The 19,451-nt window shown below is 44.1% G+C and carries 20 protein-coding genes; 13 read left to right on the top strand and 7 right to left on the bottom strand.

Features of this window, described 5'->3' with window-relative positions; all coding sequences use genetic code 11:
• Positions 1-3: 3 nt before the first annotated feature.
• Together lpdA and BBA02S_RS03580 are read left to right on the top strand one after the other, a co-directional pair.
• Positions 4-1,413, top strand: coding sequence for a dihydrolipoyl dehydrogenase (gene lpdA / locus BBA02S_RS03585; RefSeq protein WP_041099713.1), 1,410 nt, complete (start codon positions 4-6; stop codon positions 1,411-1,413).
• Positions 1,414-1,529: 116 nt separating this feature from the next.
• Positions 1,530-1,790: a hypothetical protein gene (locus tag BBA02S_RS03580; protein ID WP_041099715.1), complete on the top strand. Its 261-nt coding sequence runs from the start codon at positions 1,530-1,532 to the stop codon at positions 1,788-1,790.
• Positions 1,791-1,831: 41 nt separating this feature from the next.
• Here BBA02S_RS03580 and BBA02S_RS03575 read toward each other — a convergent pair whose 3' ends face one another.
• Positions 1,832-2,701 carry a protein-glutamine gamma-glutamyltransferase gene (locus BBA02S_RS03575; protein ID WP_041099717.1) on the bottom strand — a complete coding sequence of 290 codons (870 nt, stop codon included), beginning with the start codon at positions 2,699-2,701 and terminating at the stop codon, positions 1,832-1,834.
• A gap of 254 nt (positions 2,702-2,955) precedes the next feature.
• On the opposite strand from BBA02S_RS03575, the gene BBA02S_RS20150 reads away from it, so the two are divergent.
• The gene (locus BBA02S_RS20150) at positions 2,956-3,081 is read left to right on the top strand and encodes a GapA-binding peptide SR1P (RefSeq protein WP_370511049.1); all 126 of its coding nucleotides are present in this window, start codon (positions 2,956-2,958) and stop codon (positions 3,079-3,081) included.
• 66 nt (positions 3,082-3,147) lie between these two features.
• Here the strand turns inward: BBA02S_RS20150 and BBA02S_RS03570 are convergent, their stop codons facing one another.
• Positions 3,148-4,617: an aminotransferase class I/II-fold pyridoxal phosphate-dependent enzyme gene (locus BBA02S_RS03570; protein WP_041099719.1), complete on the bottom strand. Its 1,470-nt coding sequence runs from the start codon at positions 4,615-4,617 to the stop codon at positions 3,148-3,150.
• Between the two features lie 135 nt (positions 4,618-4,752).
• On the opposite strand from BBA02S_RS03570, the gene BBA02S_RS03565 reads away from it, so the two are divergent.
• Positions 4,753-5,025, top strand: coding sequence for a UPF0223 family protein (locus BBA02S_RS03565; protein WP_041099721.1), 273 nt, complete (start codon positions 4,753-4,755; stop codon positions 5,023-5,025).
• Between the two features lie 73 nt (positions 5,026-5,098).
• Here the strand turns inward: BBA02S_RS03565 and BBA02S_RS03560 are convergent, their stop codons facing one another.
• Positions 5,099-5,719, bottom strand: coding sequence for a YktB family protein (locus BBA02S_RS03560; RefSeq protein ID WP_041099723.1), 621 nt, complete (start codon positions 5,717-5,719; stop codon positions 5,099-5,101).
• Between the two features lie 153 nt (positions 5,720-5,872).
• Between BBA02S_RS03560 and BBA02S_RS03555 the strand changes: the two genes are divergently transcribed.
• Together BBA02S_RS03555 and BBA02S_RS03550 are read left to right on the top strand one after the other, a co-directional pair.
• Entirely contained in the window at positions 5,873-6,064 is a 192-nt protein-coding gene (locus BBA02S_RS03555; protein ID WP_041099725.1) for a hypothetical protein, read from the top strand.
• Positions 6,065-6,233: 169 nt separating this feature from the next.
• Positions 6,234-7,028, top strand: a complete 795-nt coding sequence (locus tag BBA02S_RS03550; RefSeq protein WP_041099728.1) for an inositol monophosphatase family protein — start codon at positions 6,234-6,236, stop codon at positions 7,026-7,028.
• A gap of 124 nt (positions 7,029-7,152) precedes the next feature.
• On the opposite strand, the gene BBA02S_RS03545 is transcribed toward BBA02S_RS03550, so the two are convergent.
• Positions 7,153-7,338 (bottom strand): YlaF family protein, encoded by a 186-nt coding sequence (locus tag BBA02S_RS03545; protein ID WP_041099730.1) that lies wholly within the window; start codon positions 7,336-7,338, stop codon positions 7,153-7,155.
• A 154-nt stretch (positions 7,339-7,492) separates the two neighbouring features.
• Between BBA02S_RS03545 and typA the strand changes: the two genes are divergently transcribed.
• Complete coding sequence (typA, locus tag BBA02S_RS03540; protein ID WP_041099732.1) at positions 7,493-9,328, top strand: translational GTPase TypA; 1,836 nt, start codon at positions 7,493-7,495, stop codon at positions 9,326-9,328.
• Positions 9,329-9,379: 51 nt separating this feature from the next.
• Complete coding sequence (locus BBA02S_RS03535) at positions 9,380-9,661, top strand: YlaH-like family protein (protein WP_370511050.1); 282 nt, start codon at positions 9,380-9,382, stop codon at positions 9,659-9,661.
• Positions 9,662-10,302: 641 nt separating this feature from the next.
• Here the strand turns inward: BBA02S_RS03535 and BBA02S_RS03530 are convergent.
• Complete coding sequence (locus BBA02S_RS03530; protein ID WP_041099734.1) at positions 10,303-10,503, bottom strand: YlaI family protein; 201 nt, start codon at positions 10,501-10,503, stop codon at positions 10,303-10,305.
• Between the two features lie 251 nt (positions 10,504-10,754).
• Between BBA02S_RS03530 and BBA02S_RS03525 the strand changes: the two genes are divergently transcribed.
• Positions 10,755-11,225 carry a pyridoxamine 5'-phosphate oxidase family protein gene (locus BBA02S_RS03525; RefSeq protein ID WP_305954903.1) on the top strand — a complete coding sequence of 157 codons (471 nt, stop codon included), beginning with the start codon at positions 10,755-10,757 and terminating at the stop codon, positions 11,223-11,225.
• A 55-nt stretch (positions 11,226-11,280) separates the two neighbouring features.
• Here the strand turns inward: BBA02S_RS03525 and BBA02S_RS03520 are convergent, their stop codons facing one another.
• Positions 11,281-11,883 carry a YhcN/YlaJ family sporulation lipoprotein gene (locus tag BBA02S_RS03520; protein WP_041099738.1) on the bottom strand — a complete coding sequence of 201 codons (603 nt, stop codon included), beginning with the start codon at positions 11,881-11,883 and terminating at the stop codon, positions 11,281-11,283.
• Between the two features lie 166 nt (positions 11,884-12,049).
• Between BBA02S_RS03520 and BBA02S_RS03515 the strand changes: the two genes are divergently transcribed.
• Positions 12,050-13,378 (top strand): PhoH family protein, encoded by a 1,329-nt coding sequence (locus BBA02S_RS03515; RefSeq protein ID WP_041099740.1) that lies wholly within the window; start codon positions 12,050-12,052, stop codon positions 13,376-13,378.
• A 56-nt stretch (positions 13,379-13,434) separates the two neighbouring features.
• On the opposite strand, the gene BBA02S_RS03510 is transcribed toward BBA02S_RS03515, so the two are convergent.
• A complete protein-coding gene (locus BBA02S_RS03510) occupies positions 13,435-13,935 on the bottom strand; it encodes a molybdopterin-binding protein (protein ID WP_041099742.1) in 501 nt (166 codons plus the stop codon).
• Between the two features lie 160 nt (positions 13,936-14,095).
• On the opposite strand from BBA02S_RS03510, the gene BBA02S_RS03505 reads away from it, so the two are divergent.
• The 3 genes from BBA02S_RS03505 (at position 14,096) to pyc (ending at position 19,303) form a co-directional block, all read left to right on the top strand.
• On the top strand, positions 14,096-14,377 hold the full coding sequence (locus tag BBA02S_RS03505) for an Fpa/YlaN family protein (RefSeq protein ID WP_041099744.1): 282 nt from the start codon (positions 14,096-14,098) through the stop codon (positions 14,375-14,377).
• Positions 14,378-14,523: 146 nt separating this feature from the next.
• Positions 14,524-15,675 carry an FtsW/RodA/SpoVE family cell cycle protein gene (locus BBA02S_RS03500; RefSeq protein ID WP_041099746.1) on the top strand — a complete coding sequence of 384 codons (1,152 nt, stop codon included), beginning with the start codon at positions 14,524-14,526 and terminating at the stop codon, positions 15,673-15,675.
• 187 nt (positions 15,676-15,862) lie between these two features.
• The gene (pyc, locus tag BBA02S_RS03495; RefSeq protein ID WP_041099748.1) at positions 15,863-19,303 is read left to right on the top strand and encodes a pyruvate carboxylase; all 3,441 of its coding nucleotides are present in this window, start codon (positions 15,863-15,865) and stop codon (positions 19,301-19,303) included.
• The last annotated feature ends 148 nt before the right edge of the window (positions 19,304-19,451 follow it).

Here is a 19,451-nt window from a genome sequence, read left to right as displayed (position 1 = left end):
GCAATGGTAGTAGGAGATTTCGCAATCGAAACTGATACGATAGTTATCGGGGCAGGCCCAGGAGGATACGTAGCAGCTATTCGTGCTGCACAGCTTGGACAAAAAGTAACGATCGTTGAAAAAGGAGAACTAGGCGGTGTTTGTTTGAACGTCGGCTGTATTCCTTCTAAAGCGTTACTTACAGCTGCGCATCGTTATGAGCAAGCGAAACATTCAGATGATATGGGAATTGTAGCGGAAAACGTTACAGTTAACTTTGAAAAAGTCCAAGAATGGAAAGCCAGCGTAGTGAAAAAGCTGACTGGCGGAGTAGAAGGGCTGTTAAAAGGAAACAAAGTGGAAATCGTTCGCGGTGAAGCGTACTTTGTTGATGCGAATACACTCCGTGTCATGAATGAAAATTCAGCTCAAACATATAAATTTAAACATGCAATTGTAGCAACCGGTTCTCATCCGATTGAAATCCCTAACTTTAAATTTTCTGAGCGGGTGCTTAACTCAACAGGTGCTTTGGCGCTGAAAGAAGTTCCAGCGAAAATGGTAGTAGTCGGCGGCGGTTATATTGGCGCAGAATTATCTACTGCTTATGCAAACCTTGGAACAGAAGTAACTATTCTTGAGGGAGCTAACGAGATTTTAAACGGCTTTGAAAAGCAAATGTCCGCTCTTGTTAAGCGCAATCTGAAGAAAAAAGGTGTAACAATGGTTACAAAAGCAATGGCCAAGTCTGCGGAAGAAACAGAAAATGGCGTAGTTGTAACATATGAAGCAGGCGGCAAAGAAGAGAAAGTCGAAGCTGATTATGTACTTGTAACAGTTGGCCGCAAGCCAAATACAGAAGAGCTTGGCCTTGAGCAAGCGGGCGTTAAAATCACAGATCGCGGTTTAATCGAAATCGATAAGCAATGCCGGACAAGCGTACCGAATATTTACGCGATTGGAGACATCGTACAAGGTCCTCCATTGGCGCATAAAGCTTCTTACGAAGGAAAGATTGCGGCAGAAGCGATTGCCGGCGAGCGTTCTGAAATTGATTATTTAGCCATCCCAGCGGTTTGCTTTACTGAGCCTGAATTGGCTACTGTCGGCTATACAGAAGCAGAGGCTAAAGAAGAAGGCATGGAGATTGTCGCAGCTAAATTCCCATTTGCAGCGAACGGCCGTGCATTGGCGCTTAACAGCACAGATGGTTTCGTGAAGCTTGTCACACGCAAAGAAGACGGCTTGATCGTCGGTGCCCAAATTGCTGGCTCCGGTGCATCTGATATGATTGCTGAGCTCGGTCTTGCTATTGAAGCAGGCATGACAGCAGAAGATGTGGCTATGACGATTCATGCGCATCCAACGCTAGGAGAAATTTCTATGGAAGCAGCAGAAGTAGCTCTTGGCACACCGATCCATATTGTAAAATAATTAGACAAAAATAGAACTGTCTCCATGACAGTTCTATTTTTTTATTTGTTTAGTTAAGAATTTATCCTTCTAGCCATAAGCTGTAAGAAGAAGCAAAAAAGATAGGCGGAGAGGGTATGAGCTATTATATTGTATTCGTGCTGCATTTCATGATTTGGAGCTTTTATACGTTGGCAGCCTGGTTGTCGAAAGGAGATTCCAAAACCTTTCAGGGACTGTTATTCATTGTTTTTTTCTATATATGTATGCTGGCAGCTGAAAAAATACTGTGTTCTCCAAGAAGGGGGTTTTTTGTTACACTTTCAACCTTGTTTTTTTATTGGACAGGCAAGCTGGCAGTTGATCCGCTGCTGCACTTATTAGCCGCTTCTTTTTAAGCAGGGACAGGCGAAGGCTGGCGGTACAAAAACCCGATCTCTTAGGAGAACGGGTTTTTTGGTGCAGCTTGGTTGTAGACTTTTCTTAAGTAAGTTACATAACGGTTTAATGAAATCGAGCTTCTATTATGATGGATCACAGTGATATGAAGTTTATAATCAGAGTTATGTCGAGGCATGATCGCCAGCTGTGCGAGATGTTTAAACGCTGGTCTTGTAGCTGAAGGAAGCAAATAAGCTGATTGATTGCTCCCTGGTACTCTTTGCCTATTTAAAGATTGAATCATTTGATCAGCGGTTCTGATCCCTGCTCCATGTCCAAAAAATGATCCATCCTCAAGAACAACGGCGTTTTCACCTCTCCACCAGGGGGTTTCGGGGGAAAAATCAGGGTTTTTAAAGTAGACAACATCCCCGGGCAGGAAACGGCTGACAGAAACTGTCCGTAATCCGAGATCGGGATCAGCATGCCAGCTATATAAGTAAAGGCGCGGGAATATCTGATTAAACAGCTGTGCGCCTATGCTGTTTAACAAGGCATGGTAATAAATAATTATGGTAGCTGTCGCGCACTCAAAGGCATAGATCGAGCTGTTTCTATAAATATCTTCAATCGCTTCAGAAGCTTGAACTCCATGCCTGAGAAGAAATCCGCCGGCGCTTGTCAACTGCCAGTAATAGGGATTACAGCGTGAGTCTGTAAAAGTGGCAAACCGTGCTTCGCTTTCGTTCATTAAATGGGCGCTTCTGACAATATTTTTTCGCAGGGCCAATTCAAAGGAGAGCTCATTCATAGACGAATACGAATAAACAGCTGAATCCTCATACATTTGTTGGACGATGAGGTTTTCAAGGCTTCCGGGGGGCCAGGTGTCAAGCTGTTGTAAGTTCGTTCCTGATAGTTGAATCATCGTCTTCCCTCATTCCAAATGTAATAATCGTTCATCCTACTACCTAATGTATTTGGTCTTCTTTTTAATATGTATATAAGGGGAAATCTCTTCTAATTACTAGGCTGATATGAATGAAAGGGAAAATATAGATTCTTTGCTCACACTTTTCTCTTATTAGTTAAATGTGTTATACAATTTAAGGTTGAAAAAAGAATTGTGTTATATTATTATAGATTTAACTTAGAAAAACGTTGACTAAATGGTTGAAAGGAATGGAGAATGTGGGCACAATTGTTTGCAAATCGTGTTTAAGTACGATCGAATATTTTGAAGACGATAAGGTTTCTGTGGCTTATTCGCACTGCGGGTGTGAGGAAGAAGTCGAATTAGACGATTGAGCGGCCTTTATATTGGCTGATGAATGAAAAAACCGGAAGCGGCCGCTTCCGGTTTTTTTCGCAGAGTTAGCTAATTGCTTTTCGTTCACGGATAACCCGTAAGGTTTTTAAGCTGAAGTCTTCCGGACCCTGAACTGGCAAGCCGGCTTCTTGGTTTTTGCGGATGTAGGTAAGATTTTCTTCCGTAATAATTTCTCCGGGAATAAAGATAGGGATGCCTGGCGGGTACACCATGACAAACTCCGCAATGATCCGGCCTGCTGATTCTTCAAAAGGCACAACCTCTGTTTCAGCGTAAAAAGCGTCCCGTGGCGACAACGCTAACAATGGAATATCTGGGAGAAGCACATCTGTATGAACCTTTGCCTCGGTTCCTTTAAATACATCTGCCATGCGGGAAAGGGCGCGGATTAATAATTCCGCCTCTCTTTCAGTATCACCCGGTGTTACAATGCACAGAATATTATATAAATCAGAAAGCTCCACTTCAATATTATAGTTTTCTCTTAACCAATTCTCTGCTTCATTTCCGGTAATGCCCAGTTGCTTCACGGAAATAATCAGCTTAGTCGGGTCAAAATCATAAGTTGCTTTTGAACCGAGTATTTCTGGTCCTACACAATACAAATCAGGGATTTCATTGATCTGTTTGCGCATTGAGCCGGCGAGTGAAATAGCCCCGCTGATGAGTTCTTCTCCCTCGATAGCCAGGCGTCTCCGCGCGGCATCAAGGGAAGCAAGTAACAAGTAAGAAGTGGAGGTTGTCGTCAACATACTTAAAATGGTTTGGACGCGTTTGGCTGGAACGAGTCCTTCTTTTACATTTAAAATCGAGCTTTGCGTCAAAGAGCCGCCAAGCTTATGCACGCTGGTTGCTGCCATATCCGCGCCTGCCTGCATAGCAGACACAGGTAATTTATCATGAAAGTGAATGTGCACTCCGTGTGCTTCATCTACCAGAACGGGCACATCAAAAGAGTGAGCAATTTCCACAATTTGTTTTAAATCACCTGAAATTCCAAAATAGGTTGGGTTAATCACAAGCAAGCCTTTCGCATCAGGATGCTCGTTTAATGCCCTGCTCACTGCATCAGTTGTAATGCCGTGAGAGATTCCGAGGACAGGATCAATTTCAGGATGGATAAAAATGGGGATCGCTCCTGAAAAGACAATGGCTGTCATGACGGATTTATGCACGTTGCGGGGAACGATAATTTTATCCCCTGGTCCGCAAACAGTCATGACCATAGTCATAATGGCCCCGCTGGTCCCTTGAACAGAAAAAAATGTATGATCCGCTCCAAATGCTTCAGCGGCTAAGTCTTGTGCCTGCTGAATCATTCCTTGAGGATGGTGGAGGTCATCCAGCGGAAATATATTAATTAAATCGATGGAAAGAGCATTTTCCCCAATGAATTGGCGAAACTCAGGATCCATTCCGCTGCCTTTTTTGTGGCCTGGAATATGAAATTGCACCGGTTCTTTAGCGGCATGAGCCTTGAGGCCGGTGAATAACGGTGTATCAAATTGTGACAATTTACTTTTCACCTCATTTATTATAACGTATCTATGTTGTGCAAGAGCTTTAAAAGCACAAGAAATTATAGCATGTTCGTAAAGCTTTGCCTAGAAGGCTGAGTAATATGCAAAAAAAAATAGGGGGACAAACAGATGGAATACTCATACCCGTTTTCACCGGATTGGTCAACAGAAGAAGTGATTGATGTGGTCAAATTTTTTGAAGCGATTGAGCGGGCATATGAAGCCGGTGTGAATAAAGAGGAGCTAATGGCGATTTATCGGCGTTTTAAAGAGATTGTGCCAAGCAAATCAGAAGAAAAGCGGCTGTGCAATGAGTTTGAAGAAGTGAGCGGCTATTCCTCTTACCGGGCTATACAGCAAATGAAATCAGCTGCTGCCGGAGAAAAAGTGAAAATGAAATAATGGCCGTTTATCAACCGGGCGGCACGAAGAAACATACCCCTCCTGAAAGATGATTTCAGGAGGGGTATGTTGTTTAAGACAATTTATATAGGGGTATTAATTTTACAAATGCCTCATGGATAAACTCTACTAACTGAGGGCCGGACAGTTGAACGGCTTCCTCCCTCGGCAAGTGGACGCCGCAAAGAATTTCCGATTTTTTAACGGATTGGAGGCGCTGGAACAAATGAAGCAATTGCTCATTAGATAGATCTTTCATTTTAGTTGCTTCTGGTTTTCTGTGATCGTCCGACCACACGAATTCATCAGGAACATGTTTTCGCAAATAGTCGATTTTTTTCTCCAGGAGAGAACCGATCTCTGCTTTATGTGGCGCTTCATCAATTACAGCATACCAAATAAATAGATGTGATTGCCATAAGCCAATTTGAAAGTGAGGATGTTTTTTGTATCCGCGTTTGTTGTCAGCAAATGCAACCCATGTATCATCCGGTGGATTTACAGTTCTGCGGGCGTGCTTAGCCACATGGGAAAACATCTCATTTCCCGCCAGAACACTTAGCTCTCCGGAGAACTGCTCGCCTAAAAATTCTAATTTCGGCCGAATCGATGCCTTTAAAGCGGTCATTCTTTCATCTAAGCCGGTGATTCGGAAAACATCGAAATCAGCCTGAGTAAAGCCAGTGAAATTCATAAAATATCCTCCCAATTGTTACTTGAGGATATTTTAACATAAAAAAATGATGAAATAGAAATACTATACAATAGAAACAAATAAAGCAAAGCAGTTGAATGCAATGGAGAAACGATCTGGTGAATAAGGAGAATAATAAAAGGAGTGCTGACCATGAAACAAGTGATGAATAGTATGCAGACCTATACGCAATCAAAAGAAAAGCTGGCTGTCATTCGATTAGAATTGGATTATGAACTGGCTGTTTTGTATGAAGCAATGAAGGCAAAAAATACCGATCAAATGGAGAAATCAAAGGAGAAGCTGAATATTCTTCGCGAACAAATGCTGAAAATGGAAGCATAACGAAGAATAGCCATTTAAACAGATGATAAAGACTGCTGATTACTAATGGACGGACTCGCTATTGTGCATAAGGCGAGGCCGTTTTTGTTTTGCAAAAGCAACGAGATATACTATAATTCTAATATGGGCAAAGGGACATTACATAATTTTCCACGTTGGAGGAATAGTTATGGTAAATTGGACGGAAATGGATCAGCGGATAAAGACGTGGATTATGGAGGCTGGCTCTTCTATTCGAGAGTCGTTCAAGCATTCTTTAAGCATTCATACCAAATCAAATCCCAACGATTTAGTAACAAATATTGATAAAGAAACAGAGCGATTTTTTATTGCTAACATTCGCAAGGTCTATCCTGGCCACCGGATTTTAGGGGAGGAGGGACAGGGAGATGATCTCGCTTCCCTTAAAGGGATTGTTTGGATCATTGATCCAATTGATGGAACGACCAATTTTATCCATCAGCAGCGTCATTTTGCTATTTCAATCGGTGTTTACGAAAATGGAGTCGGACGTTTAGGCTACATTTATGATGTGGCTCATGATGAGTTATATTACGCTGAACGCGGAAAGGGAGCTTATATGAATGGTGTGAGGCTGCCTTCCCTGACAGAAGTGTCCGTTGAAAAAGCGCTTATTGCGCTGAATGCCACATGGCTTGTGAAAAACAGGTATTTCGATGAAAGAAAGCTCGTGAATTTAGCGGTGCAGGTGAGGGGCACACGCTCCTACGGCTCTGCCGCCTTGGAGCTTGCTTATGTGGCAGCAGGTCGGCTGGATGGCTATTTATCTATGAGGTTATCTCCGTGGGATTTTGCAGCCGGGAAACTGCTGGTGGAAGAAGCGGGCGGCTGTGTGACAAATTTGTTCGGTGAAGACCTAAATATGATAAAGATAAACAGTGTGTTTGCTGGAGCTCCGATTCTTCATGGGCGGATATTAGACGAATTTTTATTAAAAGATTAACAAGCAAAAAGGATGAAGCCAGCTGGCTTCATCTTTTTTAGTGCGGTTGTTAATCAGTCATCGCCGTCAGTTGACAGCACTAATGAATTTATTAAAGGGTAGAGAGCGCCTCGTCAGCGTTAGCCTACAGCTTCCCGGCTCTTCTCATTTTAGCTTTTGTAGAAAAGCCGAAACCCATAACGGCAAAGAGGGCAACGATGCACAAAATAAGGCCCAGTATGCTTTTTTCTGCTATGGCAATTCCCATGCCGATCATGCAGGATGCAGCCGCAATAGCGAAAAATATAAAAATCCACTTAATCTCTTTCACAACAAGAGCCTCCTTTTTCTTTATTGTACAAGATTTTTTTAAGCAGAGAAACCTTTAATATCAATTAGGATTTCAAAACAACTTGTGATATAATAATCCAGTTACAAAAGCGAATTTTATGAATGGAAGGTTTTATTAGTCAGGAGGAACTAATTTGAATACAAGAACGGATTTAAGAAACATTGCGATCATCGCTCACGTTGACCATGGGAAAACTACTCTTGTGGATCAACTCCTTAAACAATCAGGCAGCTTCAGAAGCAATGAGCATGTAGAGGAACGTGCGATGGATTCTGGGGACATCGAAAGAGAGCGCGGAATTACGATCCTTGCAAAAAATACAGCCATTCAATATAAAGACACGAAAATTAATATATTGGATACACCTGGACATGCCGACTTTGGCGGTGAAGTTGAGCGAATTATGAAAATGGTCGATGGCGTTCTTCTTGTTGTCGATGCTTATGAAGGATGCATGCCGCAAACACGCTTTGTCTTGAAAAAGGCGCTCGAACAAAATCTGCGCCCGATTGTTGTTGTTAATAAAATTGACCGCGACTTTGCCCGTCCGGAAGAAGTGGTCGACGAAGTGCTTGAATTGTTCATTGAGCTGGATGCGAATGACGAACAGCTTGAATTCCCAGTGATTTATGCATCAGGGATCAACGGAACAGCGAGCACGTCACCTGATAAGCAAGATGAAAACATGGAATCTTTATTTGAGGCTATCGTTGAGCATATCCCGGCACCGGTGGACAATAGTGACGAACCGCTTCAATTCCAAGTAGCCTTGCTTGATTACAACGATTATGTCGGCCGGATTGGTATTGGCCGTGTATTCCGCGGAACGATCACAGTTGGCCAGCAAGTAGCCTTAATGAAAACGGATGGAACAGTTAAGCAGTTCCGTGTCACGAAATTATTTGGCTTTATGGGATTAAAGCGGATTGAAATTGAAGAAGCGAAGGCTGGAGATTTAATTGCCGTTTCCGGCATGGAAGATATTAACGTTGGAGAAACAGTTTGCCCGGTCGATTATCAGGAAGCTCTCCCGATTTTGCATATTGACGAACCGACGCTGCAAATGACATTCCTTGTCAACAACAGCCCATTCGCCGGCCGCGAAGGGAAGTTTGTGACGGCCAGAAAGATTCAGGAGCGTCTTGACGCGCAGCTGGAAACAGATGTGAGCCTGCGAGTAGAGGAAACGGATTCTCCGGATGCTTGGGTTGTTTCCGGACGCGGTGAACTCCATTTATCCATTCTGTTGGAAAATATGCGCCGCGAAGGCTTTGAAATCCAAGTGTCTAAACCTCAAGTTATCGTGAAGGAAGTTGACGGAGTACGCTGTGAGCCAGTTGAGCGTGTGCAAATTGATGTTCCTGAAGAATACACGGGCGCTATTATTGAATCATTAGGCTCGCGCAAAGGTGAAATGCTTGATATGATTAATAATGGCAATGGTCAAGTCCGTTTAATTTTCATGGTTCCTGCCCGCGGATTGATCGGTTATACGACGGAATTCTTAACGATGACGCGTGGCTATGGAATTATTAATCATACATTTGACAGCTATCAGCCGATGCAGCCAGGACGCGTAGGCGGTCGCCGTCAAGGTGTGCTTGTTTCTATGGAAGCTGGAAAAGCTTCTCAGTATGGCATCATGCAAGTAGAAGACCGTGGAACCATCTTTGTAGAGCCTGGAACAGAGATTTACGGCGGAATGATTGTTGGCGAGCATACGCGTGAAAATGACTTGACCGTCAATATTACTAAATTGAAGCAGGCGACAAACGTACGGTCTGCTACAAAAGATCAAACCACAACAATGAAAAAGCCGCGTATTATGTCGTTAGAAGAAGCGCTTGAGTACTTAAATGATGATGAATACTGCGAGCTAACGCCGCAATCGATTCGTTTGCGCAAGAAAATTCTTGATAAGAATGAACGGGAGCGGGCAGCCAAAAAGAAAAAATATGAAGAAATTTAATTTGTAAGGGAGAGATAGGGAGTGGAAGGATTAGAACACGTCAGCCCGTTGCTGGGAGCCTTGATTAAAGTGTTCGGGGGAACTTACTGGCCTGTAAGAATTTATTGGCTGGCGATTATATTGCTTTGTGTTCTTGTCTATAACCTCGGCTTTGCCAAGAAATTATCTGTCGGAAAGAATATTATTGTTTATGTGTCGCTTATTGTCGGCTCGCTGCTGCTGCTGATTCTGTCGTACCAGCTGCCTGTTGTAGAGAGCTTGATTGTTGCCGCGCTTGTGCTCGGCGTATATAAGTTTAGGCTCAGGATGCATAAGGAAGAGAATCAAAATTAAAACAAGGATGCCTGCTTTTAGGTATCCTTCAGACTGTGGACAAACTCAACGAGAATTGAGTTTGTCCGCGGTCTTTTTTTGTATATGCATGGGGTCTGTTGCTTTCCACTCCAGGCGCTTCGCTTTCCGCGGGGCGTGCGGCGAGCCTCCTCAGCGCCAGCGCGTCTGCGGGGTCTCGCCTGTCCCGCAGATCCCGCCGGAGTCTTCGCGCCCTCCGTTCTAATTAACGGGGTGTAAAAAATAAGGGATTGGTGCAGCCATACGGGTGAAAACTGGCACCATTATGCAGCTGAATGAAAAAGCCGCCGTTCTTTTTAATTTACTTATGAATAGGGTCTGTTGCTTTCCACTCCAGGCGCTTCGCTTTCCGCGGGGCGTGCGGCGAGCCTCCTCAGCGCCAGCGCGCCTGCGGGGTCTCGCCTGTCCCGCAGATCCCGCCGGAGTCTTCGCGCCCTCCGTTCTAATTAACGGGGTGTATAAAAAAGAGGGTAGCTGTACATAAAGCCTGAGGCAGGGATTGATTTCTTTTTTATTGATGATTTGTGGGATACGGATTTTACGGCAAAGTGCTGCTTTTCTCCACTTTAAAAGGATGCCCGCTTTTAGGCATCCTTTTTTTATGCAGCCATGAAGGTGGCTGTTTACAAAATTTCCTGCTCCTTGCCGGAACGGTAAATCCGAAACTTGCCGGTGGCAATCCGTGCTTGGGTTTTCTCGGCTATTCGTTCGCTGCATTCCGTGCACATATATGTATGGATTGGCCGGTTTCTTAACCGTTTGGCGACAGGGAGCTGATCATCGATTTTTTCAATTTTTTCGCATAGAATACATTTTACTCTCACTTCAGCTACCTCCAGCTTTTTTGCCCATTATACCATGAGTATTGCAGGGGCGTCTTCTAAGATAGCAATGAGATGAAAGCAGTCAAGTGTTCTGTTTAGGATTTCTATTGTTTATTTAATGAGTAAAAATTTCATTGTACATAATTCAAAAAATATTTTCAGCTTATAAAACAATAGAGTGAAGAGAAAAAGGGGCAGCACAAATTCGGCATAGTGTAGCCTGTTATGTATAATAAAGACAAAGGGAGGGGATGAATGTGGCTAACAGAATAGAAACTTATTTAATACCGCCGTTGTTTGAGGCATTGCAAGAAGACCGCCTCGTCACAATTGCCACCATTGATAAGGAATCCGGAAATCCGGCTATTCACGCTATTTCCTGGATCCGTGCATTAGACGAGCATACCTTGCGCATTGCTGTGCACAGCCGCTCAAGCATGGTAGAAAACATTAAACAAAATCCGGCAATGGCTATTCACCTATTGGCAAATGAATCAGCCTATGCCATATCCGGCACTGGGAAAATTATTACGGAAAAAGCAGCCGGTGTCCCTGTTCAGACAGCGATTATAGAAATTTGCATTACTGAAATACGTGATGTGATGTTTTACGGGTCGAAAATTATCCTGGAGCCGAAACACGAGAAAACATATGACGAGCAGGCAGCTCAGAAACTCGACCGGCAAGTATTAGAAGCTCTCAGAAAAGGAGCGGAAGAGTAAGAAAAGCGACTGTGTCTTTTCTGCTCCGCCGCCGTCAACTTATAGATTGTTCATTTTACTTATGGTGGTTGGATTGCTCTTCCTGCTGCTTTTCTAATTGGTGCGATTCAGAGGGAGATAATTGTTTCTTTGGCTGTTCAGTTGCTCTTTTAGGCTCAGGCTCTGTTAAGTCGCCTGGAACTTCGGGCATGGCGCGTCCAGCAATATCTGCAAGCTCATTGGCCAAGCCTTGCAGCGGCCGTCCATTTTCAATGTCTTGGCCAATCTCCTTGAGGCGGGCATATAAGTCCGGATCGGCTACTACCACTGCTTCCGCACCATACGGCTGGTGCCTCAGCGCTTCCGCTACGGTGTACTTTATGGAGCCGACTTCTGACCGGTCTAAATTGGCGTCTACATCAATGCCGACAATGGCATATCGCCCCCAAGCTACAGCAGCGGCGTCATTCACTCCCGGCATCGTCTGGGCGGTAGCCGCGAGCCGGCGTCCGGCCTCGCCTAACGAGAGATTGCTTCTGTCAGTTGGAACGCTGTTATTAACTTGCGCTTTATAACGTGCTTCGCCGGTAGTTTGTTCGTTCTTATCTAAAGATGCGTCTTCTTTCTGGGCACACCCGAAAAGAAGAGAGAGAGCGAGTAAAGGAAGTATTCGCTTCATGTGTATCACCTCTTTTATTTATAAATCAACGGTTCTTTATATTTTGCGATTCTCTTCTAATCTTATTCATGCACACATATATTTTTATCAGCCTTGCTATTCGTTGAACCTGGTACCGCTTATTCTCATATAATAAAAAAAGATGAACAAAGCAGGAGGCGTCTCGTTGAGTAAAATTTATGTGCTGGATACCAATGTCTTGTTGCAAGATCCATACGCTATTTTCTCTTTTGAAGAAAATGAAGTTGTTATCCCGGCAGTAGTGCTCGAAGAATTAGACTCAAAGAAAAGATATATGGATGAAATCGGAAGAAACGCCAGACTTGTATCAAAGCTCATTGATAAAATGCGGGAAACAGGGAAACTCCATGAGCGGATTCAATTGGAAAACGGAGGAAGCTTGAGAATTGAATTAAATCATCGTTCTTTTCAAAAGCTGCAAGATGTGTTTTTGGAAAAAACAAATGACAACCGCATCTTGGCAGTCGCCAAAAATTTATCTGTTGAAGAAGAAGAGAAAACGAATGGCCGGGCAGTGATTTTAGTAAGCAAAGACACGCTCGTGCGGGTAAAAGCCGATGCACTTGGCTTGCAGGCAGAAGACTTCTTGAGTGACCGCGTCATTGAGATGAGCGATATATATATGGGTTTTTTAGAGATGTATGTACCGAAAGAAGCGCTTGATGCGTTGTACCAAAAAGGGGAGCTGCCGCTTTCTGAAATCGCTCATCATCCTTTTTATCCTAACCAGTTTTTGATCTTAAAAGACGCTCTTGGCAGTTCAGCATCAGCGGTTGGCATAGTGGATGCCAAAGGGAAAATGTTAAAGAAGCTTTTTCATGATGAAGATATTATTTGGGGAATCAAGCCGCGCAATGTTCAGCAAATGATGGCGATTGAATTGTTGATGCGACCTGATATTCCGCTTGTTACCATGGCGGGCAAGGCAGGAACAGGAAAAACGCTCCTTGCTCTTGCGGCAGGACTTTTGCAAACAGAGGATTTTCATCTGTTTAAAAAATTGCTCGTTGCCCGGCCGATTGTTCCGGTCGGAAAAGATATCGGCTACTTGCCCGGTGAAAAGCAGGAGAAGCTTCGCCCATGGGTTCAGCCGATTTACGACAATCTTGAATTTTTATTTAATACAAAAAAGCCGGGAGAAATTGATCAAATTTTGGCGGGGCTTCACTCGGTGGAAGTGGAGGCACTCACTTATATACGGGGAAGAAGCATTCCTGAGCAGTATATCATTATTGATGAGGCACAAAACTTAACGAAGCATGAAGTGAAAACCATTTTGACGAGGGTTGGCGAACGAAGCAAAATTGTGCTGATGGGTGATACTGCCCAAATCGACCATCCGTATTTGGATGAATACAATAATGGCTTAACCTATGTCATTGAAAAGTTTAAAGACCAGGCCGTTTCAGGCCATATAAAATTGCTCAAAGGCGAACGGTCAGGGCTTGCCCAGCTGGCAGCGGACATTTTATAGAAAGCAAAAAAGCGAGATGCCTTCCATAAGTCGAAGCACCTCGCTTTTTTATTGGCTTAATCGATACGAAACGATGTGACTTTCCTGATCGGTTCAGCCCGGTTTGACCCGTCTTTGAAAAGAACATGGACAGGCCCGTCTTCGCGAAGCGGCTTTCCTTCCTTGGAGAAGGCGAGGATGATTTCGCCGGCTTGCTCTAAAGGCAGCGTAATTTCTTCATTGGCTGTTTCAATAACTAACGACTGGGCATCAGCATCCGGCTCTGCATTTTTCAAAAATGGTTCAAAGGGCATCCCGAAGGTGCCGGTCAATACTTTTTCTTTTTCATACTTTTTCTCGGATTTAATCGTCGGCGGGAAAACAGCGCCTTCTCTGATTTCTTTATCCCAAAACTTTGATACACTCTTCGTGTATTCTTCGTCTTGCAGCAGGCCATTGTCTGCTTCTGTGTCAAAGTATGTATTCAGATCGATGCGGCGGTCGTCAAAAATCCACACACCGGAATCGAGGGTGATAGGAAATTTCACTTTTCCTTTAATACTCATAATTGTATTCATAGGGACACTCCCTTATTTAAATTAACGTTCCCCATAGATTATAACGCTAGAGTCCTTTCTTGTCAGGGGATAAATGCGAAATTCCTTGCAAATTAGTCGAATTAACGATAGAATTTTATAAGATACAGTCAATTATTGTGCTGAACAGGGGGAGTTAGATGTGGCATCTGAATTAAAAGTCAATCACAGGGAAAAAGCCTACTCTCTATTAGAAGCAGATGCGGGAAAGATTTTGAGACTCATCAAAGTCCAAATGGACAACTTAACGATGCCCCAGTGCCCTCTCTATGAAGAGGTGCTGGACACCCAAATGTTTGGCTTATCCCGTGAAATAGATTTTGCGATTCGTTTAGGTTTGGTCGATGAACAAGATGGAAAAGAACTGATTGATTCGCTTGAACGGGAATTGTCAGCTCTCCATGAAGCATCTACTAGAAAATAAACGGCAAAAAACTCAAACACCTTTTATTGATGTTTGAGTTTTTTTTACATAAGCTCAGGCAGCCGTGCTGTTGATCTACTCGCTGTTGGCTGGATCATTTCAACGCATTCTTTGCAGAAAAGGATGTCAGAGATAGGAAGATTTATATGTGGAAAAAAATCATAAGATCATACGATTACTCGCTTATCGCAGCCTTTTTTCTTCTTTGCCTGTTCGGACTGATGATGATTTACAGTGCAAGTTCAGTCACAGCCGTCCAGCGCTATGAAGTAGCGAGCGATTACTTTTATAACAAGCAAAAAATTCATATTATCGCGGCCTCTGTTTTCTTTTTTGCGGCAGCTCTCTTTCCATATAAAGCCTATAAAAATAGTAAATTTTTATTTGCAATCGTAGCAGGCATCATTGGAATGCTCGTTGCTTTGATGATATTTGGAACGATTTCGAACAACGCGCGAAGCTGGATTCGTTTTGGCGGCATGAACTTGCAGCCCTCTGAATTCGCCAAGCTGGTAATCATTATTTATATGTCAGCCATTTATGCCAAAAAACAAAAATATATTAACTCCTTTAATAAAGGGGTCACGCCGCCGGTTATTTTACTCGTGTTTTTATGCACCTTGATCGCTGCTGAGCCTGATTTTGGGACAGCCTTTATTATTTTTCTTATTGGCTGTACGATCATTATTTCTTCGGGCATGCGCTTTAAAAGCATGTGGAAGCTGGTCGTGCTTGGCCTGATGGCTGCTCTGGTTCTTTCCCCGCTTATTCTTTTGAAGAAAGATAAGATCTTTACGGAGGAAAAGATCAGCCGGATTACCGGTTATCTTGATCCTTTTGAGCACCAAGAGGGGGACGGGTATCACCTTGTCAACTCTTATCTTGCTATCGGCTCTGGAGGAGTAACCGGCAATGGACTCGGCCAAAGCGTGCAAAAGCTAGGGTATTTACCTGAGCCGCACACCGACTTCATTATGGCTGTTATCTCAGAGGAGTTGGGTCTATTAGGCGTATTCATTGTTATTGGGGGATTAAGTTTTATTGTACTCAAAGGAATTTATATATCGATAAAGTGCCAAGACCCATTTGGAAAGATGATGGCTGTCGGCATTTCCAGTATGATCGCTATCCAAGCGGCTATTAATCTTGGCGGGGTAACGGGATTGATTCCAATTACGGGAGTTCCGCTGCCTTTAATCAGTTATGGAGGCTCTTCACTCATTTTGTTATCTGTGTCACTTGGGGTTCTTGTTAATATTTCAATGTTTACCAAGTACGAACAGCTTTATAAAAAATAACGCTCATTTGTTAGTGGCAAGCTTTGTTAATCTGAGAGGCTGATTCTTTTTTTGGCTCCTTCCTGCCAAACGACCGTTTGGCAGGAACGGACCGAAAATCAGCAAGAGATTTTAACGCAGCATAGTAGTAAAAAGGTTCATTTCAATGAGCCTTTTTATATATATTTACTCGCACAACAGGGGAGAGATGAAAATGAGAAAAATCAGTAAAGTACTGGTTGCTAACAGGGGGGAAATCGCGATCCGCGTATTTCGCGCTTGTACAGAACTGCGCATCCGTACAGTGGCCATTTACTCAAAAGAAGATTCAGGCTCTTATCATCGCTATAAAGCCGATGAAGCTTATCTTGTCGGCAAAGGCAAAAAGCCGATTGAAGCCTATCTTGATATTGAGAACATTATTGAGATTGCCAAGCAAGCGGAAGTTGATGCGATCCACCCGGGGTATGGTTTTTTATCAGAAAATATCGAATTCGCTAAACGCTGTGAGGAAGAAGGCATCATTTTTATCGGCCCTAAATCCCAGCATTTAGATATGTTTGGTGATAAAGTGAAGGCCAGGTTTCAAGCACAGCAGGCAAACATTCCTGTCATCCCGGGCACGGACGGCCCAGTCTCCTCTCTTGAAGAAGTAGTGGCGTTTGGCCGGGAGCACGGCTTTCCTATTATTATTAAAGCTGCGCTTGGGGGCGGCGGCCGCGGCATGCGGATTGTCAATAGCGTTGAAGAGGTGCGTGAAGCCTATGAGCGGGCAAAGTCCGAGGCAAAAGCGGCTTTTGGCAGCGGCGAGGTATACGTTGAGAAGTTTGTTCAAAACCCTAAGCATATCGAGGTGCAAATTCTCGGAGACCATGATGGGAACATTATTCACCTTTATGAGCGGGACTGTTCCGTGCAGCGCCGTCATCAAAAGGTAGTAGAAGTCGCTCCATGTGTATCATTGCCAGAAGATTTGCGCAATGGCATTTGTGAAGCAGCAGTTCAGCTGATGAAAAAAGTAGATTATTTAAATGCGGGAACCGTAGAGTTTCTCGTTGCAGATAACAAGTTCTATTTTATTGAAGTCAATCCGCGTGTTCAGGTGGAACATACGATCACAGAAATGGTCACGGGCATCGATATTGTCCAATCGCAGATTTTGATTGCTGAAGGCCATTCGCTTCACAGTGAGAAGGTCGGAATTCCTCAACAGGAGGCGATCACTGTTCATGGGTACGCAATTCAGTCACGTGTTACGACAGAAGATCCGTTAAATGATTTCATGCCAGATACAGGAAAAATTATGGCTTACCGTTCCGGCGGCGGCTTCGGTGTCCGGCTGGATGCAGGGAATGGGTTCCAAGGGGCCGTGATTACTCCTTACTATGATTCGCTGCTTGTGAAAGTATCTACGCAAGCGCTCACTTTTGAGCAGGCGGCTTCTAAGATGCTGCGAAACCTTCAGGAGTTCCGGATTCGCGGGATTAAGACCAACATTCCTTTCCTGGAGAATGTCATGCGGCATGAAGACTTTATTACAGGAAATTATGATACCTCCTTTATTGATACAACTCCGGAATTATTTGTGTTTCCGAAGCGGAAAGACCGGGGAACTAAAATGCTCAATTATATCGGCAATGTAACACTGAACGGTTTTCCGGGAATCGAAAAGAAGAAAAAGCCGCTCTTTGAACAGCTCGCTGTTCCGAAAGTCGGCTTGGAGCCAGCTTCGCCGGGCACAAAACAGATTTTGGATGAAAGGGGCGCTGCTGGGCTTGTTGATTGGGTCAAATCCCGCTCTGAAGTGCTGCTGACGGATACAACTTTCCGCGATGCCCATCAATCGCTGCTGGCTACACGTGTACGCACGAATGATTTGCTTCGAATCGCCGAACCGACTGCTAAATTGCTCCCGGACATGTTCTCGCTGGAAATGTGGGGAGGAGCTACGTTCGATGTGTCCTACCGCTTTTTGAAGGAGGATCCTTGGAAGCGTCTGACTGCTTTGAGGGAAAAAGTGCCGAATGTGTTATTTCAAATGTTGCTTCGCGCTTCCAATGCCGTTGGCTACACGAATTATCCGGATAATGTGATCCGCGAGTTTGTAGATCAATCTGCCGCTTCCGGCATTGATGTGTTCCGCATCTTTGACAGCTTAAACTGGATCAAGGGAATGGAAACAGCCATTGATGCAGTCCGCCAAACAGGCAAGATTGCTGAAGCCTCTATTTGCTACACAGGTGATATTGATGATCCATCCCGTCCAAAATACAGCATTCAGTATTATAAAGACATGGCAAAGGAACTGGAAAATCAAGGAGCGCATATTCTTGGCATTAAAGATATGGCAGGTTTGTTGAAGCCGCAGTCCGCTTACCGGTTAATTTCTGAATTGAAAGCAACTGTTGATCTTCCGATTCATCTTCATACGCATGATACGAGCGGAAATGGCATTTATATGTACGCCAAGGCGATCGAAGCGGGAGTGGATATTGTTGATGTAGCGGTCAGCACAATGGCTGGCCTCACTTCGCAGCCGAGCGCCAATACGCTTTGTTACGCCTTAAAAGGAACAGAGCGGGAGCCTTCTGCCAGCATTGATTCTTTAGAGCAGCTATCCCAATACTGGGAAGGTGTCAGACAGTATTATCAGGATTTTGAAAGCGGCATGGTCGCTCCGCACACGGAAATTTACAAGCATGAAATGCCTGGAGGACAATACAGCAACCTGCAGCAGCAGGCGAAAGCGGTAGGGCTCGGCGATCGCTGGGAAGAAGTGAAAGACATGTACAGCCGCGTTAATTTAATGTTCGGGGACATTGTCAAGGTCACTCCTTCTTCTAAAGTAGTCGGTGACATGGCCTTGTTTATGGTACAGAATAACTTGACAGAAGAAGAAGTGCTGGAAAGGGGAGACAAAATTGACTTTCCAGATTCCGTTATTGAATTGTTTGAAGGATACTTGGGCCAGCCGTACGGCGGATTCCCGAAACAGCTTCAAAAAGTAATTTTAAAAGGGAAAGAGCCTTTGACGGTTCGTCCAGGGGAGCTGCTTAAGGATGTCGACTTTGGCGCCATTCGAGAAGAGCTGTCCAACGAATTTGACCGCCAAATAACCGATCACGATGTCATCGCTTACGCCTTGTATCCAAAAGTATTTACGGATTATATTAAAACAGTCGACCAGTTTGGTGATGTGTCCGTACTGGATACGCCGACGTTCTTGTATGGAATGAGGTTAGGCGAGGAGATCGAGATTGAAATTGAAACGGGCAAAACATTAATTGTTAAGCTTGTTTCCATTGGGCAGGCACAAACAGACGGTACCCGCGTGGTGTATTTTGAATTAAATGGCCAGCCGCGTGAAATAGTGATTAAAGATGAAAGCATAAAATCTTCAGTTGCTTCTAAAATAAAAGCAGATCCGAAAAATGAAAGCCATTTGGCCGCCACAATGCCGGGAACGGTGATCAAAGTGCTTGTGGAAAAAGGAGAGAAGGTCGTTCAGGGAGATCATTTAATGATTACCGAAGCGATGAAAATGGAGACAACCGTTCAAGCCCCATTCTCAGGAACGGTGAAAAACATCCATGTCCAAAACGGTGAAGCTATTTCTACTGGTGATTTGCTGATCGAAGTAGAGCGATAAACAAACAAGCGGGCCCTGTGCCCGCTTGTTTTCGCTTTGCTTCTTTCAGGCTGAAATCCTCATCGCTAGCTATTTCCGGCGGAAAGCGAAGGGCGGGCACAGACATCAGCAACTCCGATTCATAAAAAAAACAGCAGGCAAACTGGTT

The organism is Bacillus badius NBRC 15713, assembly GCF_001591605.1.
GTDB classification, from domain to species: Bacteria; Bacillota; Bacilli; order Bacillales; family Domibacillaceae; genus Pseudobacillus; species Pseudobacillus badius.
The sequence above is the reverse complement of the archived record's forward strand: the minus strand, read 5'-3'. Positions and strand labels throughout refer to the sequence as shown.